The 23624-nt window shown below is 40.5% G+C and carries 16 protein-coding genes and 2 tRNA genes; 16 read left to right on the top strand and 2 right to left on the bottom strand.

Annotated features, from left to right (window positions below):
* Positions 1-4 precede the first annotated feature (4 nt).
* From BM294_RS04505 to BM294_RS04485, 5 genes are all read left to right on the top strand, one after another.
* Positions 5-814, top strand: coding sequence for a cell division protein FtsQ/DivIB (locus BM294_RS04505; protein WP_091205295.1), 810 nt, complete (start codon positions 5-7; stop codon positions 812-814).
* Positions 815-1044: 230 nt separating this feature from the next.
* Positions 1045-2331 (top strand): cell division protein FtsZ, encoded by a 1287-nt coding sequence (gene ftsZ, locus BM294_RS04500; RefSeq protein ID WP_091205293.1) that lies wholly within the window; start codon positions 1045-1047, stop codon positions 2329-2331.
* A 120-nt stretch (positions 2332-2451) separates the two neighbouring features.
* Entirely contained in the window at positions 2452-4044 is a 1593-nt protein-coding gene (locus BM294_RS04495) for a peptide chain release factor 3 (protein WP_091205291.1), read from the top strand.
* 148 nt (positions 4045-4192) lie between these two features.
* Entirely contained in the window at positions 4193-5587 is a 1395-nt protein-coding gene (locus tag BM294_RS04490; RefSeq protein WP_091205289.1) for a Sapep family Mn(2+)-dependent dipeptidase, read from the top strand.
* A 56-nt stretch (positions 5588-5643) separates the two neighbouring features.
* Positions 5644-5727, top strand: a tRNA-Leu gene (locus tag BM294_RS04485).
* Between the two features lie 193 nt (positions 5728-5920).
* Here BM294_RS04485 and BM294_RS04480 read toward each other — a convergent pair.
* Both BM294_RS04480 and BM294_RS04475 read right to left on the bottom strand, forming a co-directional pair.
* The gene (locus BM294_RS04480) at positions 5921-7258 is read right to left on the bottom strand and encodes a sensor histidine kinase (RefSeq protein ID WP_091205288.1); all 1338 of its coding nucleotides are present in this window, start codon (positions 7256-7258) and stop codon (positions 5921-5923) included.
* Positions 7255-8010, bottom strand: a complete 756-nt coding sequence (locus BM294_RS04475; protein WP_091205286.1) for a LytR/AlgR family response regulator transcription factor — start codon at positions 8008-8010, stop codon at positions 7255-7257. The genes BM294_RS04480 and BM294_RS04475 overlap by 4 nt, the downstream gene beginning before the upstream one ends.
* A 190-nt stretch (positions 8011-8200) precedes the next feature.
* Here BM294_RS04475 and BM294_RS04470 point away from each other — a divergent pair, with 190 nt between their 5' ends.
* The 11 genes from BM294_RS04470 to BM294_RS04420 all read left to right on the top strand — a co-directional run bounded on the left by BM294_RS04470 (position 8201) and on the right by BM294_RS04420 (position 23201).
* Positions 8201-10378: an NAD(P)-dependent oxidoreductase gene (locus BM294_RS04470; protein ID WP_091205285.1), complete on the top strand. Its 2178-nt coding sequence runs from the start codon at positions 8201-8203 to the stop codon at positions 10376-10378.
* Positions 10379-10485: 107 nt separating this feature from the next.
* Positions 10486-11334 carry a hypothetical protein gene (locus tag BM294_RS04465; protein WP_139225848.1) on the top strand — a complete coding sequence of 283 codons (849 nt, stop codon included), beginning with the start codon at positions 10486-10488 and terminating at the stop codon, positions 11332-11334.
* Positions 11297-13243 carry a DUF2194 domain-containing protein gene (locus BM294_RS04460; protein ID WP_091205281.1) on the top strand — a complete coding sequence of 649 codons (1947 nt, stop codon included), beginning with the start codon at positions 11297-11299 and terminating at the stop codon, positions 13241-13243. The genes BM294_RS04465 and BM294_RS04460 overlap by 38 nt, the downstream gene beginning before the upstream one ends.
* The gene (gene pelF / locus BM294_RS04455; protein WP_091205279.1) at positions 13240-14655 is read left to right on the top strand and encodes a GT4 family glycosyltransferase PelF; all 1416 of its coding nucleotides are present in this window, start codon (positions 13240-13242) and stop codon (positions 14653-14655) included. Before BM294_RS04460 ends, pelF begins: the two co-directional genes overlap by 4 nt.
* Positions 14643-16166, top strand: a complete 1524-nt coding sequence (gene pelG / locus BM294_RS04450; RefSeq protein ID WP_091205278.1) for an exopolysaccharide Pel transporter PelG — start codon at positions 14643-14645, stop codon at positions 16164-16166. The genes pelF and pelG overlap by 13 nt, the downstream gene beginning before the upstream one ends.
* Positions 16163-18103: a CotH kinase family protein gene (locus BM294_RS04445; RefSeq protein ID WP_091205276.1), complete on the top strand. Its 1941-nt coding sequence runs from the start codon at positions 16163-16165 to the stop codon at positions 18101-18103. The genes pelG and BM294_RS04445 overlap by 4 nt, the downstream gene beginning before the upstream one ends.
* Complete coding sequence (locus BM294_RS04440; RefSeq protein ID WP_091205275.1) at positions 18100-19908, top strand: CotH kinase family protein; 1809 nt, start codon at positions 18100-18102, stop codon at positions 19906-19908. The genes BM294_RS04445 and BM294_RS04440 overlap by 4 nt, the downstream gene beginning before the upstream one ends.
* Before the next feature lie 23 nt (positions 19909-19931).
* On the top strand, positions 19932-20696 hold the full coding sequence (locus tag BM294_RS04435; RefSeq protein ID WP_091205273.1) for a polyphosphate polymerase domain-containing protein: 765 nt from the start codon (positions 19932-19934) through the stop codon (positions 20694-20696).
* A gap of 59 nt (positions 20697-20755) precedes the next feature.
* Positions 20756-21439, top strand: coding sequence for a DUF4956 domain-containing protein (locus BM294_RS04430; RefSeq protein WP_091205272.1), 684 nt, complete (start codon positions 20756-20758; stop codon positions 21437-21439).
* On the top strand, positions 21432-22838 hold the full coding sequence (locus BM294_RS04425; protein WP_091205270.1) for a DUF4832 domain-containing protein: 1407 nt from the start codon (positions 21432-21434) through the stop codon (positions 22836-22838). The genes BM294_RS04430 and BM294_RS04425 overlap by 8 nt, the downstream gene beginning before the upstream one ends.
* A 279-nt stretch (positions 22839-23117) precedes the next feature.
* A tRNA-Leu gene (locus BM294_RS04420) sits at positions 23118-23201 on the top strand.
* Positions 23202-23624 lie beyond the last annotated feature (423 nt).

Raw genomic sequence — 23624 nt, 5'->3', positions numbered from 1 at the left:
TTGTATGAAAAACAAGAAAGAAAAAAAATATAATAAAAAACGGTTTTACTTCGATGACAATGGTACTGAGGAGTATGAAGAATATGAAGATGGACATAAAAGTGGAAAACATCTCGTTTTATGGGGGATTCCGGTAATAATATTGCTGGTGGCCATAATTCTCGCCAGTGCAAGGATAAATACATTTAAGGTTATAGGAAATACCAGATACTCAAGTGAAGAGATGGTGAAACTCATATATTCAGATGACTGGGATACCAATTCATTCTATTGTTTTTTGAAGGATAAGACCAGCGAACATAAGCAGATTCCGTTTATCCAGAGATATGACATAGACTGGGAGGGACCTTTCTCTGTTGTGATCACTGTCTATGAAAAGAATGTGGTAGGATATGTTGACTATATGTCCAGTCATATGTATTTCGATAAGGATGGTATAGTGGTGGAGTCCACCGGCGAAAAGCTTGAAGGGATACCTAAGATTACAGGACTCAGTTTCGGTTCTATAGTTCTTTACAAGGAACTGCCGGTTCAGAATATGCAGGTTTTCAAAGATATTCTGAATCTCACAGGCTCACTTAGCGAAAACAAAATAAACTGTGATGAGATAGCGTATGACAATCTTCTCAATGCCACTCTTTATATAGGAGATATCGAGGTACAGCTTGGCGGAAATGAGAACATGGAGATGAAGATATATACTCTTAGAGATATACTTCCAAAGCTTGATGGACTTAAGGGAGAGCTGAATCTCGCCAATTACAATGAGAGTTCTGATCATGAAAGCTACATTTTTAAGACAAAAAAACAATAAAATAAAGAAATGTTAAAAAAACGTAAGAATTATGTGAAGAAAAATTAGTAATGTCCCGCTTATGTGCGTGCTAAAATCTGTTAAGCTATTGAAAAATAGAATGATTACATGTATAGTAGACGGGCGTGTGACCTTGTCTTGATATTTGTTGCAAAACAGGCGTATGAAGTCATGCGAGTTCAAGCTACTATAATGATTATGAGAACATATAGTGTTTAAGGAGGAAGATTATGCTTGAAATTAAACTTCCTGAGTCAGAGGCAGCTGCAAGGATTATAGTTGTTGGTGTTGGTGGCGCAGGTAATAACGCTGTGAATCGCATGGTGACCGATGGGATTGTCGGTGTGGAATTCATAGGTGTTAATACAGATAAGCAGGCTTTACAGTACAGCCAGGCTCCAACTACTATGCAGATCGGAGAGAAGCTTACTAAAGGACTCGGTTGCGGTGGCAGACCAGAGGTTGGCGCTAAGGCAGCTGAGGAGAGTTCAGAGGATATAACTGCTGCTTTGCAGGGCGCAGATATGGTATTCGTTACCTGCGGTATGGGTGGTGGAACCGGTACAGGTGCCGCTCCTATCATTGCAAAGATTGCAAAGGATATGGGTATCCTTACAGTAGGTGTAGTTACCAAACCTTTCCGTTTCGAAGCTCGCCAGCGTATGCAGAACGCTATAAAGGGTATTGAACAGCTTAAGGAATCAGTAGATACTCTTATCGTTATCCCTAACGACAGACTTCTCGAAATCGTTGATCGCAGAACAACTATGCCGGATGCTCTCAGAAAGGCTGATGAAGTACTTCAGCAGGCGGTTCAGGGTATCACAGATCTTATCAATGTACCGGGTCTCATCAACCTTGACTTTGCCGATGTTTCTTCTGTTATGAAGGATAAGGGCGTGGCTCATGTCGGCATCGGAACAGGTAAGGGTGATGAGAAGGCAACAGAGGCTGTTAAGATGGCTATATCTTCACCTCTTCTTGAGACAACTATTCAGGGAGCTACAGATGTTATTCTTAACATCTCAGGAGATATTTCTCTTATCGAGGCTAACGAGGCAGCTTCTTATGTTGAAGAGCTTGCCGGTGATAATGCCAATATCATCTTTGGTGCTATGTATGACGAGAATGCACAGGATGAGTGTAAGATAACAGTTATTGCAACAGGTATCCAGGATAGCGCAGCAACATCTTCTGTTTTTGATTCTGTAGAGAAGAAGTCAACAGCAGCGCAGCATGCACCTGCACAGCACACAGCGCAGACTGCAAGACCTGCTATGCCAAGCTTCCTTAATGCACCAAGTCAGTCTGTTGGTTTTCAGACACAGAGTCAGGTAGCTCCACAGGTACATACAGCGCCTGTAACTCCGGCACCGGCTCCGGCAGCACCTTCTACTCCGGTAGCTCCTGCGGCTCCGACAGTGGCACCTGCACCTCAGGTACAGCAGCCATATCGTCCACAGCAGGGTAAGGAGATGTCTATCAATATTCCTGATTTCTTAAGAAACAGAAGATGATAGGTGTAAGCTTAAAGCTTTTATAGATATTACAGGTATATTTGAGACTATGTCTTTACGACATAGTCTCTTTTATGTTAAGATTCAACGCGGAAAAGTTGAAGTATAAATGGAGAAAACATGGCAAATATAAAAGAAGAAATAGAGAAGAGACGTACGTTCGCGATTATTTCTCACCCTGATGCGGGTAAAACTACATTGACGGAGAAATTCCTTCTTTACGGAGGTGCGATCAATCTTGCAGGTACCGTTAAGGGACGTAAGGCTACCAAGCATGCTGTATCAGACTGGATGGAGATCGAGAAGCAGAGAGGTATTTCAGTTACTTCTTCAGTTCTACAGTTTAACTATGGTGACAAGTGTATCAACATCCTTGATACACCGGGACATCAGGACTTCTCAGAGGATACATACCGTACACTTATGGCTGCGGACAGTGCGGTCATGGTTATTGACGGTGCAAAGGGTGTAGAGCCACAGACGATAAAGCTCTTCAAGGTTTGTGTCATGAGACATATTCCTATATTTACCTTTATCAATAAGTTTGACCGTGAGGCTCGTGATCCCTATGAGCTTCTTGATGAGATAGAGAATGTCCTTGGTATCCGTACATGTCCTATCAACTGGCCTATCGGATGTGGCCGTAACTTTAAGGGTGTATTTGACAGAGAGACAGAGACTGTAGAGCTTTTTACAGCCAATGCCGGTGGTACAAAGGCGGTTGCTGAACAGGATGTAGCTCTTGATGATCCAAACTTGAAGGATCTTGTGGGATTTGAATACTATGACAAGCTTCAGGAGGATCTGGAACTTCTTGACGGAGCTTCCGATGAATATGATGAGGAGAGAATTAACAAAGGAGATCTGACACCTGTATTCTTCGGTTCAGCACTCACTAACTTTGGCGTTCGTACTTTCCTTGAGCATTTCCTTAAGATGACTAAGCCTCCTATGCCACGAATGAGTGACAAGGGAATCATCGATACTGTTGATGAGAAGTTCTCTGCATTTGTATTTAAGATTCAGGCCAATATGGATCCTAAGCACAGAGACAGAGTAGCTTTCATGCGTATATGTTCAGGTGAGTTTGATGCAGGTATGGAGGTAAACCACGTTCAGACAGGACGTAAGGTTAAACTTAGCCAGCCTACGCAGATGATGGCAGATGAGCGTAAGATTGTTGACAAGGCTTACGCTGGAGATATCATAGGTATATTTGATCCGGGCATCTTTTCTATCGGAGATACTTTGGAGTTATCTTCGAAGAAGTTTGCATATGATGGTATTCCGACTTTCGCGCCTGAGCATTTTGCCAGAGTTCGTCAGGTGGATACAATGAAGCGTAAGCAGTTCCTGAAGGGAATCTCACAGATTGCTCAGGAAGGTGCTATTCAGATCTTCCAGGAGTACAATACAGGAATGGAAGAGATCATCGTTGGTGTAGTAGGTGTTCTTCAGTTTGAAGTATTAACATTCAGACTTAAGAATGAGTATAATGTTGAAGTAAAGCTCGATACTCTTCCTTATGAGTATCTCCGTTGGGTTGAGAACTACACAGAGATCAATATCGACAAGATACAGGGTACTTCTGATATGAAGATAGTTAAGGATCTTAAGGACAGACCTCTTCTTCTGTTCGCACATGAGTGGTCCGTTGGTATGGTTCTTGACAGAAATAAGGATCTGAAGCTTACAGAGTTTGGAAGAAACTGATGGGACGGTTAATATTTAGCCTGACGGTTTGAGTACAGGCGAAATAACATATAAAGAAGATTTTCATTAGAAGATAATCAATTAACAAAAAGAACGGCAGTTGACTAAACAGACTGCCGTTCCCGCTTATGCGGAGATAGGAGACAGCATGAATGATTCAGTAAATAAGTGGATAGAGGAGCATCTTGATCAGTATATAGAGGATCTCAAGGATTTTGTATCTATCAATTCTGTTCAGGGGTCATATGAGCAGGGTAAGCCTTTCGGAGATGGCCCGTTCGATGCTCTTAATTTTGCTATAGACCTTGCTGACAAGTATGGTTTTTCTGTAAACAACTATCAGGGATATGTGGGTACAGCTGATCTTGACCCTGCTCTCCCAAGAAGTCTTGATATGCTTGCGCACTGTGATGTTGTTCCTGCAGGTGAGGGATGGACTGTAACGGAGCCATTTAAGCCTGTTGTTAAGGATGGCAGAATATATGGCCGAGGAACTTCTGATGATAAGGGACCTCTTCTTTGTGCACTCTATGCAATGCGCGCTATAAAGGAGTGTGGTGTACCTCTCAAGAAGGGCGTTCGTCTCATTATGGGTTCTGATGAGGAGACTGGTTCGGTAGACATTTCCAAGTATTATGCTGTAGAACCTGAGGCTGAGATGACATTTTCACCTGATGCGGAGTTCCCTCTTATCAATATCGAAAAGGGACGTTTCCATGGTGATATCTCGAAGGAATTTGAAGCTTCAAAAGCACTTCCGAAGCTTGTTTCTATGGAGGCAGGTGTTGCAGTTAATGCAGTTCCTCAGAAGGCTGTTCTCAAGTTTGAGGGTCTCGATATGAATCTTGCAGAGGAGCCTATGAATGAGGTTGCGAAGGAGTGCGGTGTTGAGTGCATCCAGACAGGTGTAGACGAAATAACAGTTACAGGTGTTTCTGCGCATGCTTCAACCCCGGAGACAGGTAAGAATGCAGGTATTGCAGCCCTTCTTCTTGTTACAAAGCTTCCTCTTCCTGAGTGTGAGCAGATCACAGCTATAAAGAATGTACTTAAGCTGTTCCCTTATGGAGTCACAGACGGTTCAGGTCTCGGTATAAAGATGTGTGATGAAGAGTCACATGATCTTACATGTACACTCGACATGTTCCATATCACAGATACAGAGCTTAATGTTCAGTTCGACAGCCGTACACCTGTTATGGCTACCAGGGAGAATTGCGAGGATGTGGCAGGAAAGACAGTGACAGATCTTGGCCTTGACTGGACAAGTCACGGTATGGTTCCTCCTCATGTTGTTCCATCTGATTCTGACTTTGTTAAGAAGCTTCTCAATGCATATGAGACAGTAACAGGTCTCAAGGGTGAGGCAATGGCTATCGGTGGCGGTACATACGTTCATGAGCTTAAGAATGGTGTAGCCTTTGGTGCGGTTCTTCCGGGTGTTGATACACGTATGCATGGTGCAGATGAGTTCTTTGATCTCGATAACATCGTTATAGCAACAAAGGTATATGCAGAAGCAATAATTGAACTTTGTTCATAAAAATTCAAAATTATTGTTGACATTTGTGCTCGTATGAGGTATCTTATACGAGTCGCGCGGAGGTGCTGAAATTGGCAGACAGGCAAGACTAAGGATCTTGTGTCCGGTAGGACGTGTGGGTTCAAGTCCCATCCTCCGCATAATGAAAGCTCTAGGCTGGAAGGCCTGGAGCTTTTTGTATTTTACCGATCGAAATAAAGCTCCGGGGCTATAACACCCTGGAGCTTTATTGATTTTCAATAAGGTCGTCACTCGTGAGTTGTGATTGTACTGATATATATGGCGTGGTATCGGATAAGCAGTTTTTATAATGGTTTAGCCATATGTGAGCGATTATTCAGGAGCACGGAGCATTACTTCAGAGTAGAACTCGGAGTCTTCATGATAGAAGTTTGCTGTGCCGCTATAGTTCTCAGCAGTATTTTTGATAGATAAAAGGCCTATACCATGCTCATTAGAGTTATTTGGTGTGTTATGTGCTGCTTTTTTATTGTTTGCTTCGGTGTAACTGTTTGTGACCATGATGTAGATTGTTTTGCCGTTTTCACTTCGTAATGAAAGATCGATGAAAGGGGCAACTTCAGGGGGCGCATCATTATGGGCAGAACAAGCGATGATAGCATTATCAAGAATATTTCCTACGACGGTACATAATTCCGAGTCGGTTATCCAGGGAATGTCTTTGTCGAGATCGACCTGCCAGTTTAGTCTGATATTATTCTCCTTTGCAGAATTCATATAGTAGTTGAGTACTGCATTGACAGCAAGATTTGGAGTAAAGTTTGTAACAGCATATGAAGGTTCACTATCCAGATAATGGGTGAGATAGGCTTTTATACTTTCCATTGTGCCAACATTGGACATGATAAGAAGTGTACGGATAGTTTGTCTGAAATCATGTCTTTGTCTTCTGGTGGCTTCCATATAGTCTTTCAGCTTTCGATATTCCTGCTCCTGCATTTCCAGATAACGGTTTTTTATACGGATTTGGGAAGCCTGAACAGAACTCATAACAATAAAATAAAAAATCATAAAAAGAATAAGCATGAGTAGAAACATCATGATGATAACAACCCAATATGCCATCATCATATTATTAACGTGTAAGGTTTCATAATGTTTCGGAACGATAAGAAGCGTCGTAATCAAAAAGAAAGAAGCAAGCACACCTGCAAGATACCAGGTTACATCGGAATCGAAACCGTCCACAAGTTCAGCTCCGAATCTGCTTAGAGGAAAACTCAACAGAAGTGTGATAAAGGTGCAGATGACAAATTGAAACACGGTTGCTTCATGACTAAAGTGATTCCAGTCTGAAGCGGGATGGATGATTGCATCATAGCCGTATGACATATTGACCATAAAACTTGCAACGGCACAGGAAAAGATAAATATGTATGCCTTTTTACTGAGATCCGCCCGGTATGCTCTGTCATATGCATAAAATGAGGGAAACAGTATCAGTGGAATATACCTGTTGTAGAATATGGAATGCTGTATCAAAAGATACGAAGTCACGGAAAAAAGTGTAAGCAAAAAGGCTATCACTACAAGGAAAGTGGTTATACGATTTCCCCGTCTTTGATGTCTCAATGGAATAATACACATTACGACTGCAGTCAGCATGGGATATGCGTTTAGTACAGCAAATAGTAAACGTGGTACATTCATAGATTGGTTCTCCTCTTTTTGAGCTCAAGTCTCATCTTTTTGAATTTATAGTTTGTCCATACTGATTCTATGTCAGATGCTTTTCTGACATTTATGGGAACACAGATATTTCCAGACATAGTGCAGGCTTTATTTCTGATATCTACTATGTGATCCATATTTACAAGTATGCCTCTGATTACCAGAAGGAATCTTGCGTCACCGGACAATTGATTTTGTACAGTGGAGAAAGTCATGCGGGTCTGATAGGAGTTTCCGTCTATATCTGTGATTTCCAGATAATTTGACAGAGAGGTTTTGACAAGTACTATCTGATCATAAGTTAGTGTGATATCTGTTTTTTCACTTCTGAATGAAAATGATGGGGCATCGGAAAGAGATGTTGAATGTTCAAGCAGTTCATCCATAAGCTGATATATACGCGATGTTTCCACAGGTTTCTTCAAGTAGTCATAAGCGTGGATGTGAAAAGCTTCAGGCATATATTCATCACTGCTGGTAAGGAAAACAATCGTCGCGTATTTATCTTTTGAACGGATAATACCGGATGCTTCCATTCCATTCATGCCATCCATGTAAATGTCCATGAAGATAATATTGTATAAAAAAGGCTGATAATCCCTTAGAAAATCCTCGGCACAACTGAATTCATCTATCGAAAAAGTCATCCTGTTCATAGAAGCGTATTGTGCCAGATTGTCTATCAAAAGATCTCGATCTGCTTCCAAATCATCTATAATGGCAATTCTCATTTTAGATCCTCCTTGATCTTATATAAATGTCACTTGTCACAAAAACCTTCCACTCGGCACAGTAACATTGATATTCATCACCAAAATAATTAAATTTATTACGATTTTACTACATGTTTAATACATAGTTTAATTAAATTTAACATACTATTTGATATTTTTTATTATTTCTCTTTTCAAGGTGGATGTAATGAATAGGAAAAGGAACAGGTCAGATCAGCCGTCATGTGTTTTGATTTGCGGAAACACAAGCTTTATGGATGAAGAGATCCTGCAGCTTATTGCAGAGTATTACCAGGTTGTGCTTGTGGGGGATAAGGAAGTAACAGAAGAATTATCGGTATGCAGGTCAAAGAAGGTAAGTGTTTATAGTGAGAATATGATTTCGGAGAATTTTAAAAGAATCATGTATTCCTATTCTCCGGATGTTGTCTGGTATTTTTCGGGACATGTCGATGGAAATCAGGGCATTCAAAACGAAAGCATGATGATAGAGGAATTGATACGTGATTGCGGTATATACGAAGTATCAAAGCTTATCTATATATCATCGGTTGAAAGTCTTAATTACAAGCTGATTAAAAATGAGGATTCGATTGGAAAGAAACATTATCTTAGTGAAGAATCATTTGTATGTGCGCAGTCGGAAAAACTTGTCACGTTTTTGTCCGCTCAAAATAATGTGAAGTCAGTCACCGTAAGGATTCCTCACATATTTAAAAAATATAATGTCAATAACTGGCTTGGCAGGCTGTTCGGCGATGTTTCTCAGAATAAACAACCGGTGAAGCTTCCGTTCAACGAAAAAGAACGTGTCGATTTTATTTCATTAAGAAATCTTACAGAACTTCTTCTGGATATCACGGAAGAGAGTATGGATTACGGTGGAAGCTATACTGCACTGAGCGGATTCCGGCACACCTATAAAGAGCTTGGCGATATTCTTTCCAAATGTGAAAGTCAGACAACAATAGAGTATGATGAACAGCAGTTTTTTGATCTTGTTTTAAATGAGAGGGAAGAAGCTCTCCGGCTGAAAAAGGAATATGGCTTTGTGCCTGTTGAGGATGTGTTTCCGGAGATTATCGAAGCTTATTACAGATATAAAGATAAAGCGGTAAAACGAAAGGGATATATAGAAAAACTGAAGGAGCTTTACGAAAAGGTATCCAATGAGCTTTTTATGGTGGGAGAACTGATTATTTTTTTCATCATAGTTCAGTACCTTCTAAAGTATACCACCAACAATGTCTACTTCAGATTCATAGATCTCAGACTGTTTTTTGTTGTGGTACTTGGGTGTGCCCATGGCATGTTCGCCGGTATCCTTGCAGGAGTTATGCAGTGTTTATCTTTGATTCATGCGTATATAGAAACCGGCGTTACAGGAAGTATGCTTTTTTATAATACGGATTATTGGCTTCCCTTTGCGATCTATCTTATGACCGGCGCCATAACAGGGTACATGGTCACAAGTAAGAATCAAAAGCTCAAATTTGAAGAGGAAGAAGTAAAAACGCTTGAAGGCAAATATCAATTCCTTAATGATGTGTATCTCTCAGTTATCAATAACAAGCAGGAATATAAGAAACAGATACTTGGCTATCAGGACAGTTTCGGAAAGATATTTGAAGCTGTAGAGCGTTTGGACAGTTCCATGCCTGCGGACATCTTTATGAACGGAGTAGAAACACTTGAGGATATTCTGACAAATCACAGTATTGCTATTTATACCATAGATGAGAATCAGAATTATGCACGTCTTGTGGCCTGCTCCCGGGAAATGTCAGAAAAGCTGTCCAAATCGCTGAATGTGAGATCCTTTAGCAGAGTGTACGATGTGATATCCGGGCAGGAGACCTGGAAAAACACAGAGTTTACAGATGGGCTTCCCATGTATGCATTTGGAATAACAGAAAATGGAAAAGTCAGACTTATGATCTCGGTTTACGATGCAGAGGCGGATCAGATGAGCCAGTACTACATCAACCTTTTCACTATTCTATGTAATCTTATAAGAATTTCTTTTATAAGGGCGCTGGAATATCAGACGGTAATAGAAGATGAGAAGTATTATCCTGAAACAGTAGTGCTTCGTCCCGAGTATTTTGAAAAAGAATTGGAGTCACAGAGGAAAATGTCTGATGCAGGTCTTGCTTCCTATGTCCTTCTTTCACTTGATACCGGGGATATAAAAGAAACCGGCAGAAAACTTGAAAAGCAGATAAGAAATACAGACATGGTTGGAGACGATAGGCAGGGTAAACATTATTTACTGCTGACACAGATAAACAGAACAATACTTGGCAGGATAGGTGAGAGACTTTCAGATAATGACATTAAATATGAGATTCTGGAGGGAATGTAAAGATGCTGCTGATCGCGATGGTATTTTTATTACATTATACATGCTGTTTCTTGTCGATCGGGATGCTGAGGCTCAGGAAGATCAAATGTGAATATATTGACATTTGTATGGCATTTCTTATTCCGGTCTTTGGTCTGTTGATGCTTATCATAAAGTGCATATCAAACAGGTATGAGGAAAGGGAAGCAGACGATTTGGAAGTTGGAAATCCTACAGAGGTTCTGAAAATGACCGATGATGCGAAGGCCATGGATGTAAGTGCAAAAAGCATAGTTATGGATGAGGATGATGTAAAGGAAAAAGTTGTGCCGATCACAGAGGCTCTGGTGGTGAATGATACGGAAACAAGAAGAGCTCTCATCATAGATGTACTTTACTCGGGACCTGAGGATTATGTAAAGCAGCTTTTTGAAGCAAAGGCCAACGGTGATACGGAGTTGGTTCACTATGCGGCAACGGCATTAACAGAGATTCAAAAGGAGTTCGATCTAAAGTTCAGAGATATCATGGCGAGGAAGATTGAGGAGCCGGATAACAAAGCCTTGGATACAGAGTATAGAAAATTGTTAGAGTTATATATAGATAGCGGACTTCTTAAGGGTGAGGGCCTTAAGAACCAGCTTTTAAAACTTTCAGGGCTTTTGGAACAGGAACTTCATAGAGCCGACAAGCGCGGAAAGTGGACATTGATCAACAAAAAAGCTCAAACGGATCTCAGACTTAAAGATATAGAAGCCCTGAAGAGTGACATCAGATATATGATGACGGACTGGAATGACAGAGAGGAAACCTATGTTTACAGGATTCAGGGTGCAGTTCTTGAGAGAGACAGAAAGCTTATAAAAGAAATATTTAAGGAAATAAGAGACAAAGGTATTCATCTTTCATCGGAGCTGAAGAGTCTTGCACGATTTTGGGATGGAGAAACAGAAGGAAATGGAGCATTCGTCAGATAAAAAACAAAAAGTCAGAATAAAAAGAGAGCTTTCGAGGATCAACCTTTTGGGGATGTATCTGCTTGGAACAGTATTTGTTGCCTTTATGGTGGCTCTTATCCTGGTACAGGCAAACGTAAGGTATACCGTAAGACCCGAGGTGCTGGAACTTTTACCTAAAGTGAACCTGGTGGATATGAAAAACACTGAAGAACCTTCGGAAGGAAGCTCGGAAAAAAATAATTATGGCGAAACTCTGATTGAAAACAAGAGTTATAAAACGCTTTTGATAACTGAAGAGGGAGATCCTCAAAGCATAAAGTCAAAGGAACTGTGGGATCCAATTCTTTCACAAATGAAGATCAGTTCAGATGAATGTGATGTATCGGATTTCAAATGTTCCATGCTGAAGGATTATGACAAGATCATCATGGCAGTCACCAAGTATCAGAAACTGTCGGAAGAAATCGTTGGAATAAAAAGCTGGGTAAAAAAGGGCGGTAATCTGATGGTGGCTTTCCCGCCGGAAACATCAGGAAGCTATAAAAGTTTATTCGAAATTCTCGGAGTTTCTGATAGCGGAGAAGCTGTGGTTGTGGAAGGGCTTCACTTTGAAAAGGATTTTTTGATCGGAGGTTCCGCACATGACTTCGGTATCATAGATGCATATGAATCTTCCTTGGCCTATGCCCTTTATGATGACTGCGAAGTGTATGTAAAGTCTACAGATGAGTATCCTGTTCCCGTTATATGGAAACGGAAGGTGGGTAAAGGCACTGTGGTGATGGATAACTTTGGAATAATGGACAAAGCCTACAGAGGGATACATTGTGCCGCCTACAGTCTGCTTGGAGAATTCTGTGTATATCCGGTGATAAACGGAGCCGCATTCTATATCGATGATTTTCCGTCTCCGGTACCTGAAGGCGACAGCACATATGTTTCACGAGATTACAACATGTCTGTGGCGGATTTTTATTCACAGGTCTGGTGGAATGACATCTATGAACTCGGAAGAAGATACGGCATCCATTATACGGGTCTTGTTATCGAGGACTATTCCAATCAGGTGGAGGGAGAGTTTCCGAGAAATCAGGAGATAACAAGATTCAGATATTTCGGAAATATGCTTCTTGATGCAGGAGGAGAAATCGGTATTCACGGATATAACCATATGCCGCTTGTTCTTGAAAACTTCGACTATAAAGACCAGTATGACGCCTATATCCAGTGGCCTTCGATTCAGGATATGAGAAATTCTCTTTTGGAGGTTTTTGGATTTTCCGATGAACTTTTCCCGGATGAGGAGTTTAAAGTTTATGTTCCCCCTTCAAATGTTCTTTCTGAAGAGGGAAGAAAGCTTTTGAATGATACAACAATCAGAAGTATTGCAGCAGTTTATCTGCCTACAGATATGGCTTATGAGCAGGAGTTCGAGGTTTCTTCCGATGGTATCATCAATACTCCGAGAATCACTTCAGGCTGCGTAATAGATGAATACATGGAACTGGCGGCTCTTTCGGAGCTTAATTTTCATCTTGTGAATACGCACTTCCATCATCCTGATGATGTTCTGGATGAAGACAGGGGCGCAGCGTTGGGATGGAAAAAACTTTACGAAAATCTCAGGAATTATATGCAGTGGTTATATATGAGTTTTCCGAATATAAGAAATATGACGGGCTCGGAACTGGCAGCAGCGGTGCAGAACTATGACCTTTTAAAGGTAGAACGTAGGATCAATGACAGGGAAATAACCCTTAACTTCGGAGATTTCAATAAGGAGGCATGGATGCTTTTGAGAGTGTCCGACGGGCAGAAGATAGATTATGTCACAGGAGGGAGCTATATTTCCATGACTGATGATCTTTATCTTTTGCAGTGTGATACAGATAAAGTCGTAGTGAGACTCAAACAGGAGACAGAATGAGAATTTGTGTGATCCTTGAGGGATGTTATCCCTATGTTACAGGTGGAGTGTCCACCTGGATACATCAGTATATGAAGGCCATGCCTGAACATGAATTTGTCATATGGGCTGTGGGAGCCGATTCTTCCATGAAAGGGAAGTTCAGGTATGAACTGCCGTCCAATGTGGTAGAGATCAGGGAGGTTTTTCTTGGGGATGCTCTTTTGCAAAAAGCAAGACCAAAGAAGTATAAGTTCACTGATGAGGAAATAAGAACCCTTCATGATTTTATAAATTGTAAAAACCCCGATTGGGAAATGCTTTTCAGAATGTATGCAGATGACAGGATAGATCCTATGTCTTTTTTAATGAGTAGGGAATTTCTTGATATTCTCACATCCATTTGCGAAGAAGAGTATACCTATACGGCTTTTTCGGATTTTTTTCATACCATAAGGTCGATGTTTCTTCCTGTGCTTTACCTTCTTCATACGGATATCCCAAAAGCAGATATATATCACTCCATAGCCACGGGATACAGTGGAATACTGGCAAGGCTGGGAAGCTACAGATATCACGTTCCGTATATGATCTCGGAACACGGTATATATACCCGTGAAAGAGAGGAAGAAATCATTAGAGCGAAGTGGGTATTACCTACTTTCAAGAAATTCTGGGTAAGGTTTTTCTACATGCTTTCTGCCGGTGCTTACGATAAGGCTGAAATGATAACAAGTCTCTATTCCGGTGCCAGAAAGATACAGATGGATCTCGGATGTGAACCGGATAAATGTGTAAGCATAGGAAACGGTATTCACTATGAGCGATTCAAAGATATAGGACCAAAGAAACAGAATGGTTACGTGGATATAGGTGCTGTTCTCAGGATAGCTCCAATAAAAGATGTAAAAACCATGATTTATGCTTTTTCCGGTCTAAAAGAAAGAGTGCCTGAAGCCAGGCTTTTTATAGCAGGTCCCGAAGATGATAAAGAGTATGCCAGAGAGTGCTACGATCTCGTGGAACTGCTTGGCGTTAAGGATATTAACTTTATGGGTTCCATAAATGTGGTGGACCATATGGGAGATTTTGACTTTACGGTTCTTTCAAGTATATCAGAAGGAATGCCTCTTTCTGTACTTGAATCCTTTGCGGCAGGAAGACCCTGTGTTACCACAGATGTGGGAAACTGTAAGGAGTTGTTGTCAGGTATATCTCAGGAGGATGATATCGGAATGGCCGGAATCTGTGTGCCGCCGATGGATATTCCGGCACTTACAAATGCAATGATGATAATGTGCCGACAGCCGGAAAAGCGTTATCAAATGGGGATAGCCGGAAGGAACAGAGTCGCACGCTTTTTTCTCCACGAAGAAATGATCAAAGGCTATCAGAGAGTTTATTCAGAGGTATTTAACAGATGGCAGGCATAGGATTTAGTTTAAAAAAGCTTTTTGACAAAAAAGGAATAATGAATCTGTGTAAAGCATATGGTTATGCCGGAATCGTGACTATAGGTCCAATGATACTCGGAGTTGCACTTTTAGCCGGTGTTTCAATGCTTGCACAGATTTCAGGACTTTCAGAACATGACAGGGAGCTGCTTAACTGTATGCTGACATATTCCCTTTTGGTGGCACTTCTTGTTACCACATTCTTTAATATGGTGGTGACCCGTTATGTTTCGGACATGATATATCAGGGGAGGAATACCGGTATCATGCCATCCTTTTACGGAGTTTCAGTCATTGAGCTGGTGATATGTGCGGTAATATATACGCCTTTTCTTATAATATCTTCGGAAAATGCGGTTCAATGCATACTTTGTCTATGGCTTGCCATGGTACTTATTATCGTATGGACGGAGATGATATATCTGACAGCAATTAAGGACTTTAATTCCATAGTTCTTAGCTTCACCATATCCCTGATGTTCGGATTTCTGGTAGCACTGATTTTTGTACTGATGGGAAAAGGAAGTGTAGAGAGTTTTCTTTCATGTGTCATTTTATCCTATGGAATTCTTGCGGTAAGGCAGCAGAAACTTTTGTTGGATTACTTTCCCAAAAGCCGTGGCAGTAATTTTTCTTTCCTTAAATACTTTGATAAATTTCCGACGCTTGCTCTTTCCGGAGCACTTATCAGGATAGGTCTTTTCGGGCATCTCATAGTTATGTATTTCGGACCCCTAAGGGTTCAGGTAAGCGGAGGATTCTATGGAGCTCCTGAGTATGATGTTCCGGCACTTGTGTCTTTTTTCTCTCTTCTCATAACCACCATAAGTTTTGTGATATCGGTTGAGGTTAACTTTTATCCTAAATACAGTGATTATTACGGCCTTTTTGCAAGTAAAGGAGCCATAAAGGATATCAAGCTTGCGGAAAAAGAAATGCTGGATGTTATGGAAAGGGAACTTATATATCTAGGATGTAAGCAGCTGTTTACCACGGTTCTGTTCGTTGTGATCGGGGCTCCTGTTATGAAATATCTATTCCCCGGAATCAGTTCCTTGTCTCTCGCTATATATAAGTTCCTATGTGTCGGTTACGGAGTATATGCAATTGCGAATTCCATAATGCTTATTCAGCTGTACTTTGCGGATTATGAGGGAGCTTTTACGGGGACTGTGCTTTTTTCGCTTGTAAGTACGGGTGCAACGTTGTGGCAGATTCTATATGGAGATGTTCAGTTTTTCGGAGCCGGTTTTTTTATCGGGGCGCTTGCATTTTATTTTTACTCACTTGTGAGGCTTAACTGGTATACCAAAAGGCTTAGCTATTTTCTTCTTGCACGCCAACAGCTTATTGAAAACGAAAAGTGCGGAATTTTTACAGAAATAAGCCGGAAACTGGATGAAAGAATAAGAAAAAAAGAAGAAAAGATTCGCAGAGACAAAGAAACAGCAGCAGAGAAGAGTTTACAGAAGGAGGGAATGAGACATTGAAAAAGAATAGAATTCTTTTATGCGGGATAGTAACCCTTCTCGTAATCCTGTTTTCTGCATGCGGAGAAATCACTCCTGAACCGGGGGTAACAGGCGGAACAGATAAGGAAAGCTCAAGTTCCCAAGAAACACTAGTAAATGAATATTATTCTCTTGATGAAAGCACAAGCGAAGATGGTTTGTATGATCTTTCTTCAGATGAAGAAAAATCATCGGGAGAAATAACCGAATATGATACGGAAGAAAACAATGATAAGGATACAGAGGTTGAACGTATTAATAAAGCAGTAATTACTGAAGGAAATATTAAGGACAACAAAGAACTCTATAATGCTGATGATGAACTTTCGGTTATAACCATGTATCTTACGGTCAGTAAGGGAAATGATGCTGACGGTAGTAATCATACATGGGATGAGATAAATACTTATTCAGTTTATGATTATAAGAAAATGGGTGTCGACCGTTACAAGGTTGAAGGGTTGCTTCAAATAGATGAAACAGGTGAAGGAATAGGAAAAGAATCTTTCGGATATCAGGAAACAGTGCCCAATGTTTCTATTCAGGTACGAGGACAGACTTCTTCGAAGTCAAAACAAAAAAATTATAAGATCAGAATAAAAGACGGAAAAGGAAAGTTTAGGGAACAGAGAACGCTGGATCTGAATAAACACGTTGGAACACCGTTTAGGTTTGAAAACAAACTTTGCTATGACCTTCTGAAAGAGATACCACAACTGATTGGAGGGAGGACTCAGTTTGTTCATCTGTATGTTAAAGATGAGACAACAGAAAACAGTGACGGTTTTTCTGACTATGGTCTTTACACCATGGTGGAGCAGGTAAACAGAACCTTCCTGAAAAATCATAATTTGGATGAAAATGGTCAGATGTATAAAGTTTCCTTTTTTGAGTGGAATAAAATGGATGAAATCATGATGGCGAAGGATGACCCCGAATTTGACCAAGCGTCCTTCGATATGTACCTTGAGGAAAAGGGAGACGGAGATGTTTCTAAACTTCAGGAAACCATAGAAGATATCCAGAATTATTCAAAACCCATAGAAAAGATAGTAGAAGAACACTTTGATGCAGAAAATCTTTGTTATTGGATGGCATTCAATATTCTGATAGGAAATATGGATACGGGAGCCAGGAATCTGTTTATATACAGTCCTCTTAATTCTCAAAAGTTTTACTTCATATGTTGGGATATGGATGCTTCATTCCATTATGGATTTAACAGATTTAAAGGAAGGCATGACGGAGAATCCTGGGAACAGGGAATGACAAAATTTTTGGGACTTGTCCTTGTAAGGCGCATGATGAAGGTACAGAAATACAGAGATATGTTAACTTCGGCAGTTGAGGATATATACGATAATTATGTCACACCTGAAAAGGTCCAGAAAATGGTTGATGGATATAAAGAAGTTGTAAAGCCGTATCTGTTTTCTATGCCTGATTTTGATAATTCAAAGTTTCAAGATGAAGAAAGCTATGATTTGTTTGCACAGGCACTAGGTTCGGAAGTGGAAGATAACTATAGATTATTCCTTGAATCCATGAAGAATCCATGGCCTTTCTTTGTTGATGTTCCTAATATCGACAGAGAAAAAGGAGAAACCATACTTAATTGGGAAATTTCGTATGACTATAACGATGAAGATGTGAAATATGATTTTATCCTTGCGAAGGATGCCGGATTTAATGATGTTCTAGACGAAGGTCATGAACTTACCGTTCCCTTCGCTTCAACGATGGTATTGGAACCAGGTACCTATTTTTTGAGAGTTAAGGCAACAAATGAATCTGGATATACCATGGAATGTTTTGACTACTATTCTGAAGGCGGATATGGAAAGCACTATGGATGCTACTGCTTCATCGTAAATGAGGATGGTACAGTAAAACCTTTCGAAAAGGAATTGAAATGAAAAATAATAATATAATTAAAAGCATCATGGCATTGCTTTTGACAGCTTCCGTGCTATCAGGATGCAATACTGCAAATGTCACATCAGAAAATCAAACAAAAGAAAACAGTGAGGAAAGCCTAATAGACAGATTTTTATATTGGGCCTTTCCACAGGACTTCTATGAAAAGGCATCAAAGGATGCATTGCTTTCGGTGAAGGACTATGATGCACTTTACGATGAACCGTTTGCTAAAGATGTCATGTATCTGACTGTCGGAGAACAGCAGAATAGCGGAGATGGGAAACACAGCTGGGAAGAAATCAATGAACATGAGCTTTCCTGGTATGAAGAACGGGGCGAAGAACCGTATTACTGTGACGCACTTGTTCAGTTTGGAAATGATGACGGACCTACTTCAGATGCCTTCGGGTATGGAAACATGTCTGCCAATGCCACGGTAAGGCTTTCGGGAGAAAAATCATCAAAAAGGCAGCAGAAAAGCTATCGTATAAAGATTAATCCGGGAAGTGGCAATGTGTCGGGAATAAAGACATTTATACTTTCAAAAAGTTTTACGGATCCTTTCAGATTTACAAACAAGCTGTGCTATGACCTTTTAACTGATATAGATGAACTCTTGTCAACGAGAACCAGGTTTGTTCATCTGTATGTCAGAGATGAACAGTCGGAATACGGAGACCTGTTTGTGGACTATGGTCTATACACAATGGTGGAGGCTATAAATAAAAGGTACCTTAACAACAGAAGACTTGACGGATCGGGAGAACTGTACAAGGCGGAAAACTTTGATTTCGGCCGGCACAGCGATGTGATCATGCAACCCACAAGTTCAGGATACGATCAAAAGAAATTTGAAGAGCTTCTGGAGGCAAAGGGGAGCGATGATTACAGCAGTCTCATAAAAATGCTCGATGCTGTGAATGATCCTGAAATTAGTATCAGGGATATAGTGAAAACCTATTTTGATGAGGATAATATTTATACTTTTATGGCGTTCAATATTCTAATGGATAACAAGGATACGGATACAGAGAATTTTTATATCTACAGTCCTACGGGCTCAGACAGGTTTTATTTTATCCCATGGGATAATGACGGCGCTCTTCGTGAGGACTATAAAGAACTTAAGGATGCGGATTATACACCGGGATGGGAGAAGGGTATATATCTGTATACGGATTCTGTTCTATTCAGCCGTATGCTTAAGGATCAGCATTGTGTGGATGAACTTAGCGAAAGAATAAAAGAGCTGCATGATTCTGAACTGTCTTCTGCAAATGTTTTTATAAAAGTAAAGAAGATGGCAAAGAAAGTAAAAAGGTATCTGTATGATGCGCCTGATATGGCTTATGCAAGAGTGACGCAGGATAACTATGATAACCTGATTTTAAAGATACCTGAACAGATAGACAGAAATTACTATGCCTACTATGACTCATTGGAAACACCGGCTCCTTTCCATATAAATGAACCGGAAATCAAGGACGGAGAGCTGCATGTTAACTGGGATGAGTCCTATTGTCTTAACGGAAATGTTTCTTATGATGTGGAAATATCAGATTCATGGGATTTCAGTACCGTAAAGGCAAAGGAAACGGACATTAAAGAAACAGTTTTTTCTGCAGGTAAGCTTTCGCCGGGACAGTATTTTGTTAAGGTGACGGCGAAGAGCGACAACGGAACCGGACTTACACAGGAAGCCTATGAGTTTTACAACACAGAAAAGAAGACTACTGTTCGTGGAGTGCTTTGCTTCTATATAAGAGAGGATGGAACAGTGGAAAAATCAATCATGAATTAGTTCCAGAATACGGAGATAGAATAATGGAGAAGCCAAAAGATATATATAGAAATGAGTGGAAATACTTGATTTCCCATAGTGAGGGTGAGCTTCTCAGAAGAAGACTGGCACCTTTTCTGCACCTTGATAAACATGCTAAAGAGGACGGGTATGAGATAAGGAGCCTGTACTTTGATGATTATAAGAATACTGCATATAATCAGAAGCTCATGGGAGTATATGCAAGAAAGAAATGGCGTATAAGGATATATAACTATAGTGATGCAAAGATATCGCTTGAAAGAAAGAAAAAGAGCGGAAGCTATATATTCAAAGAAATGGCAGATATCACGAGAGAAGAATTTGAAAGGATAATGGCAGGGGATTACGGCTTTCTGCTTGAAAAGAAAGAAAACCTTTGTAAGGAATTCTATGTGGAATGCTTAACTAATCTTCTGAGACCTAAGGTCATCGTTGACTATAAGAGACTGCCCCTTATCCTTGATGAGGGAACTGTCAGGATAACATTTGACAGTGAAGTCGCTGCCGCAGTAGGAAGTTTCGATATATTTGACGAAACTCTTCCTAAACTTCCTGCCATAGATGAGGGTGTGGAAGTACTGGAGGTTAAGTATACGGAGTTTTTGCCTCAGATAATCAGTGAATTGCTTCCGACTGACGGACAGGAGTTTGTCGCTTTTTCGAAATACGTGTCGTGCTATGACGCTGCTCACCAACTTACTGATGTTACAGCCGGTATAAGTAAGAACTGTGGCAGGTTTGCAGAGAAAAACTGGCATATATTTTAAGGATAAAGTCTATATAAAGAATTACATAGCCCGCAATAATGTGGGATGGAGGGTTTGAGATGAATGCTAAAGATTATTTTAAAAGGTCGGCACTGGAGGCTTTTACAGCCAGTAACGGAATAACACTGGATTTTATCATTACAACTATTACGGCTATGATAGTTGCTATTCTCCTGGGACTTCTGATACAGCGAATTTACAGAAAATATTATGGCGGGGTTGTCTATTCATCTTCATTTGCAATGACACTGGTGGGGATGACTATTCTTCCTTGCGCACTGACACTTGCTATCAGCAGTAATATAGTTATATCTCTTGGAATGGTTGGTGCATTGTCCATCGTTCGTTACAGGACTGCCATCAAGGATCCTGTAGATCTCCTGTATGTTTTCTGGTCAATATCTATAGGAATCATAGTGGCTGCACGTATATATCCTCTTGCATTAATTACCATGCTGGTAATGTATATCCTCGTGAGACATTTCTTTATAAAGAAGAAAGAGGGTGTCATATATATCCTGGTGATTCATTATGAAGGTGAGGAAACAGGAGCAGACATTCTTAAGCAGTTTGGCAATCACAAGTATCAGATAAAGTCAAAGACCATGAGAAAAGGAAATACTGAACTGACTGTAGAGCTTATGTCAAAGCAGGAGAATATGCCTTTTGTTGAGAAGATTGATGCTCTTCCGGGAGTCAAGGATGTAAGCCTGATTCAGTATAACGGGGAATATAATGGATAAAAGTAAAAGCTATGCCATTCAATACGTCATAATCCTGGTGCTTGCAGTTCTGATAGGAAGCATTCTATATTATATGGCTCATAGATCAGATCTTAATTTTGAGGTTAAGTATTCTCCGGACTATACATTGACAGACAATCCTCTCATGGGTTTTGCACCTGATGGGGCCAATGTTGAATTATGTGAGAAAACAAAGCTTGTATATATTCCTGTCAAATGGTCAGAGTGGGAGCCGGAGGATGGAGTTTATGACATAGAAGGGCTCGAGAAAAGATACAATATAGACAGATGGAAAAAGGAAAAAAAACACGCTGTTCTAAGATTTGTCTGTGATGTTCCGGGAGATGTGGAACATATGGATATTCCGGGATGGCTGTATGAAAAGACAGGAACAGGTTACTTCTATGATACAGAACTGGGGAAAGGGTATTCTCCGGATTATGAAGACAAAGTATTTATTAAGTATCATACAAGAGCAATAGAAGCATTAGCTGATTATTGCAAGAAAGACTATTTTGTTTCTTTTGTACAGTTAGGAAGTCTTGGACACTGGGGTGAATGGCATGCTACTGATAACAGTGGAAGGTCTCTGATGCCGTCAGCGGACATCTGTCAACAGTATGCCGAATTATACTCTCAGAATTTTACCAATGATAGACTAATGGCAAGAAGAAACTACGATTTCTGTGTTACCGGAGGAATGGGGGTTTTCAATGATATGGTTGGGGATCATACTGATACCGATGAGTGGCTTCAGTGGATCAACGAGGGAGGAGCCCAGGATACCAAAGGAAAGAACTTGAATCTGTTGACAGCTCCAAATATAGGTATGACAGCTCCGGTTGGAGGAGAATTCACAAGTGGTATAGCTATGGATGAGATGCTGGGAACAGATCTCGGAGAAGTGCTTCAGGATATTTCGGATTCACAGATGACCTTCATCGGACCGATGGTTCCGGACCTTACAGATGAGAAATATTCTACAGCTTTGGATTCCATAGTGAAGAGAATGGGTTACAGGATATATGTGTCAAATCTCAAGGCCAGATACGACTTCTCAAAGAATACAATAAATCTTGATGTGTCTTTCAGAAATGCAGGTAATGCAGGATTTTTCTTTGATTGGCCGGTTACGGTATCTGTTTTTGATAAGGATAAAAAACAGATATTCTGGCAGGGACTTCAATTTGACCTGAGAAAACTTACTGCAGATGAAGATATGACGGCGCGGGTGAGCATTCCATATATTAAGGAGATTAAGGATGAATTTTATATAGGGGTATCTATCACGGATTATAAAGCTGAAGATCATATAAAGCTTGCCATAGACTCTGAGGATACAAAGGAGTTTGTAGGTGATGTTCAGCTTATATATCATTATATGAGGGAAAAGAACTGATAGGAGAGTAGAGAAAAGGGGTGTGGTAACGGTTCAGCCAATGAATGAAATATCTGAGGAAACACTGATTATATCAGCGTTTCCTCGGAGCTTACGGCATCGTGGCACGGATTTTCAAAGGAAGTTGATGCTTCTCGTCGAAAATCCGGTCAGGTAAAAGCTTTGATAGGCATTTCAATAAAGGCATTGGCTGAACTTGTGTACTTACCCGGGGGTGATGATTTTTTTTGAAAAGTTTGTTGACAGAAGAGCATTCAATTGCTAATATATACGAGTCGCGCGGAGGTGCTGAAATTGGCAGACAGGCAAGACTAAGGATCTTGTGTCCGGTAGGACGTGTGGGTTCAAGTCCCATCCTCCGCATTAAATGTAAAGAGTTCTCTTGCTTAGCAAGAGAACTCTTTTTTTGACCGAAGCAGAGGCGTCGCTTGACCCCAGGGGGTTCAATCTCCGCTCCTCTTCGTTTTCGTTCCACTTCGGTCGGTGCAAAGCCAACGTTCAGTGGACGTTGTGCACCCGCGTTAAGCAGACACCAGTGGCGCCTGGCGCCTCATCCTCCGCAAAGGAAGAATTCAAGCAGGACAAGAGTGTCCATTTCATAACATCAGAATTTCTGCTATAGCTTCTGTTTATAGCTCATTATCGCTTTTACATAATTGATTATAGACATTTCATATACTAGAATCTAATTCATATTTGAAGCTTTTTTTATTTCCCTTAATTATAACGACATACTGATTATCACTGAGGTAATAAAGCCGATGATATAAAGGAATGGTGGGTAAA

The organism is Oribacterium sp. WCC10, assembly GCF_900113415.1.
Taxonomy (GTDB): Bacteria; Bacillota; Clostridia; order Lachnospirales; family Lachnospiraceae; genus Oribacterium.
Note: the sequence above shows the minus strand (reverse complement) of the source record. Positions and strands in the feature narration are given on the sequence as shown.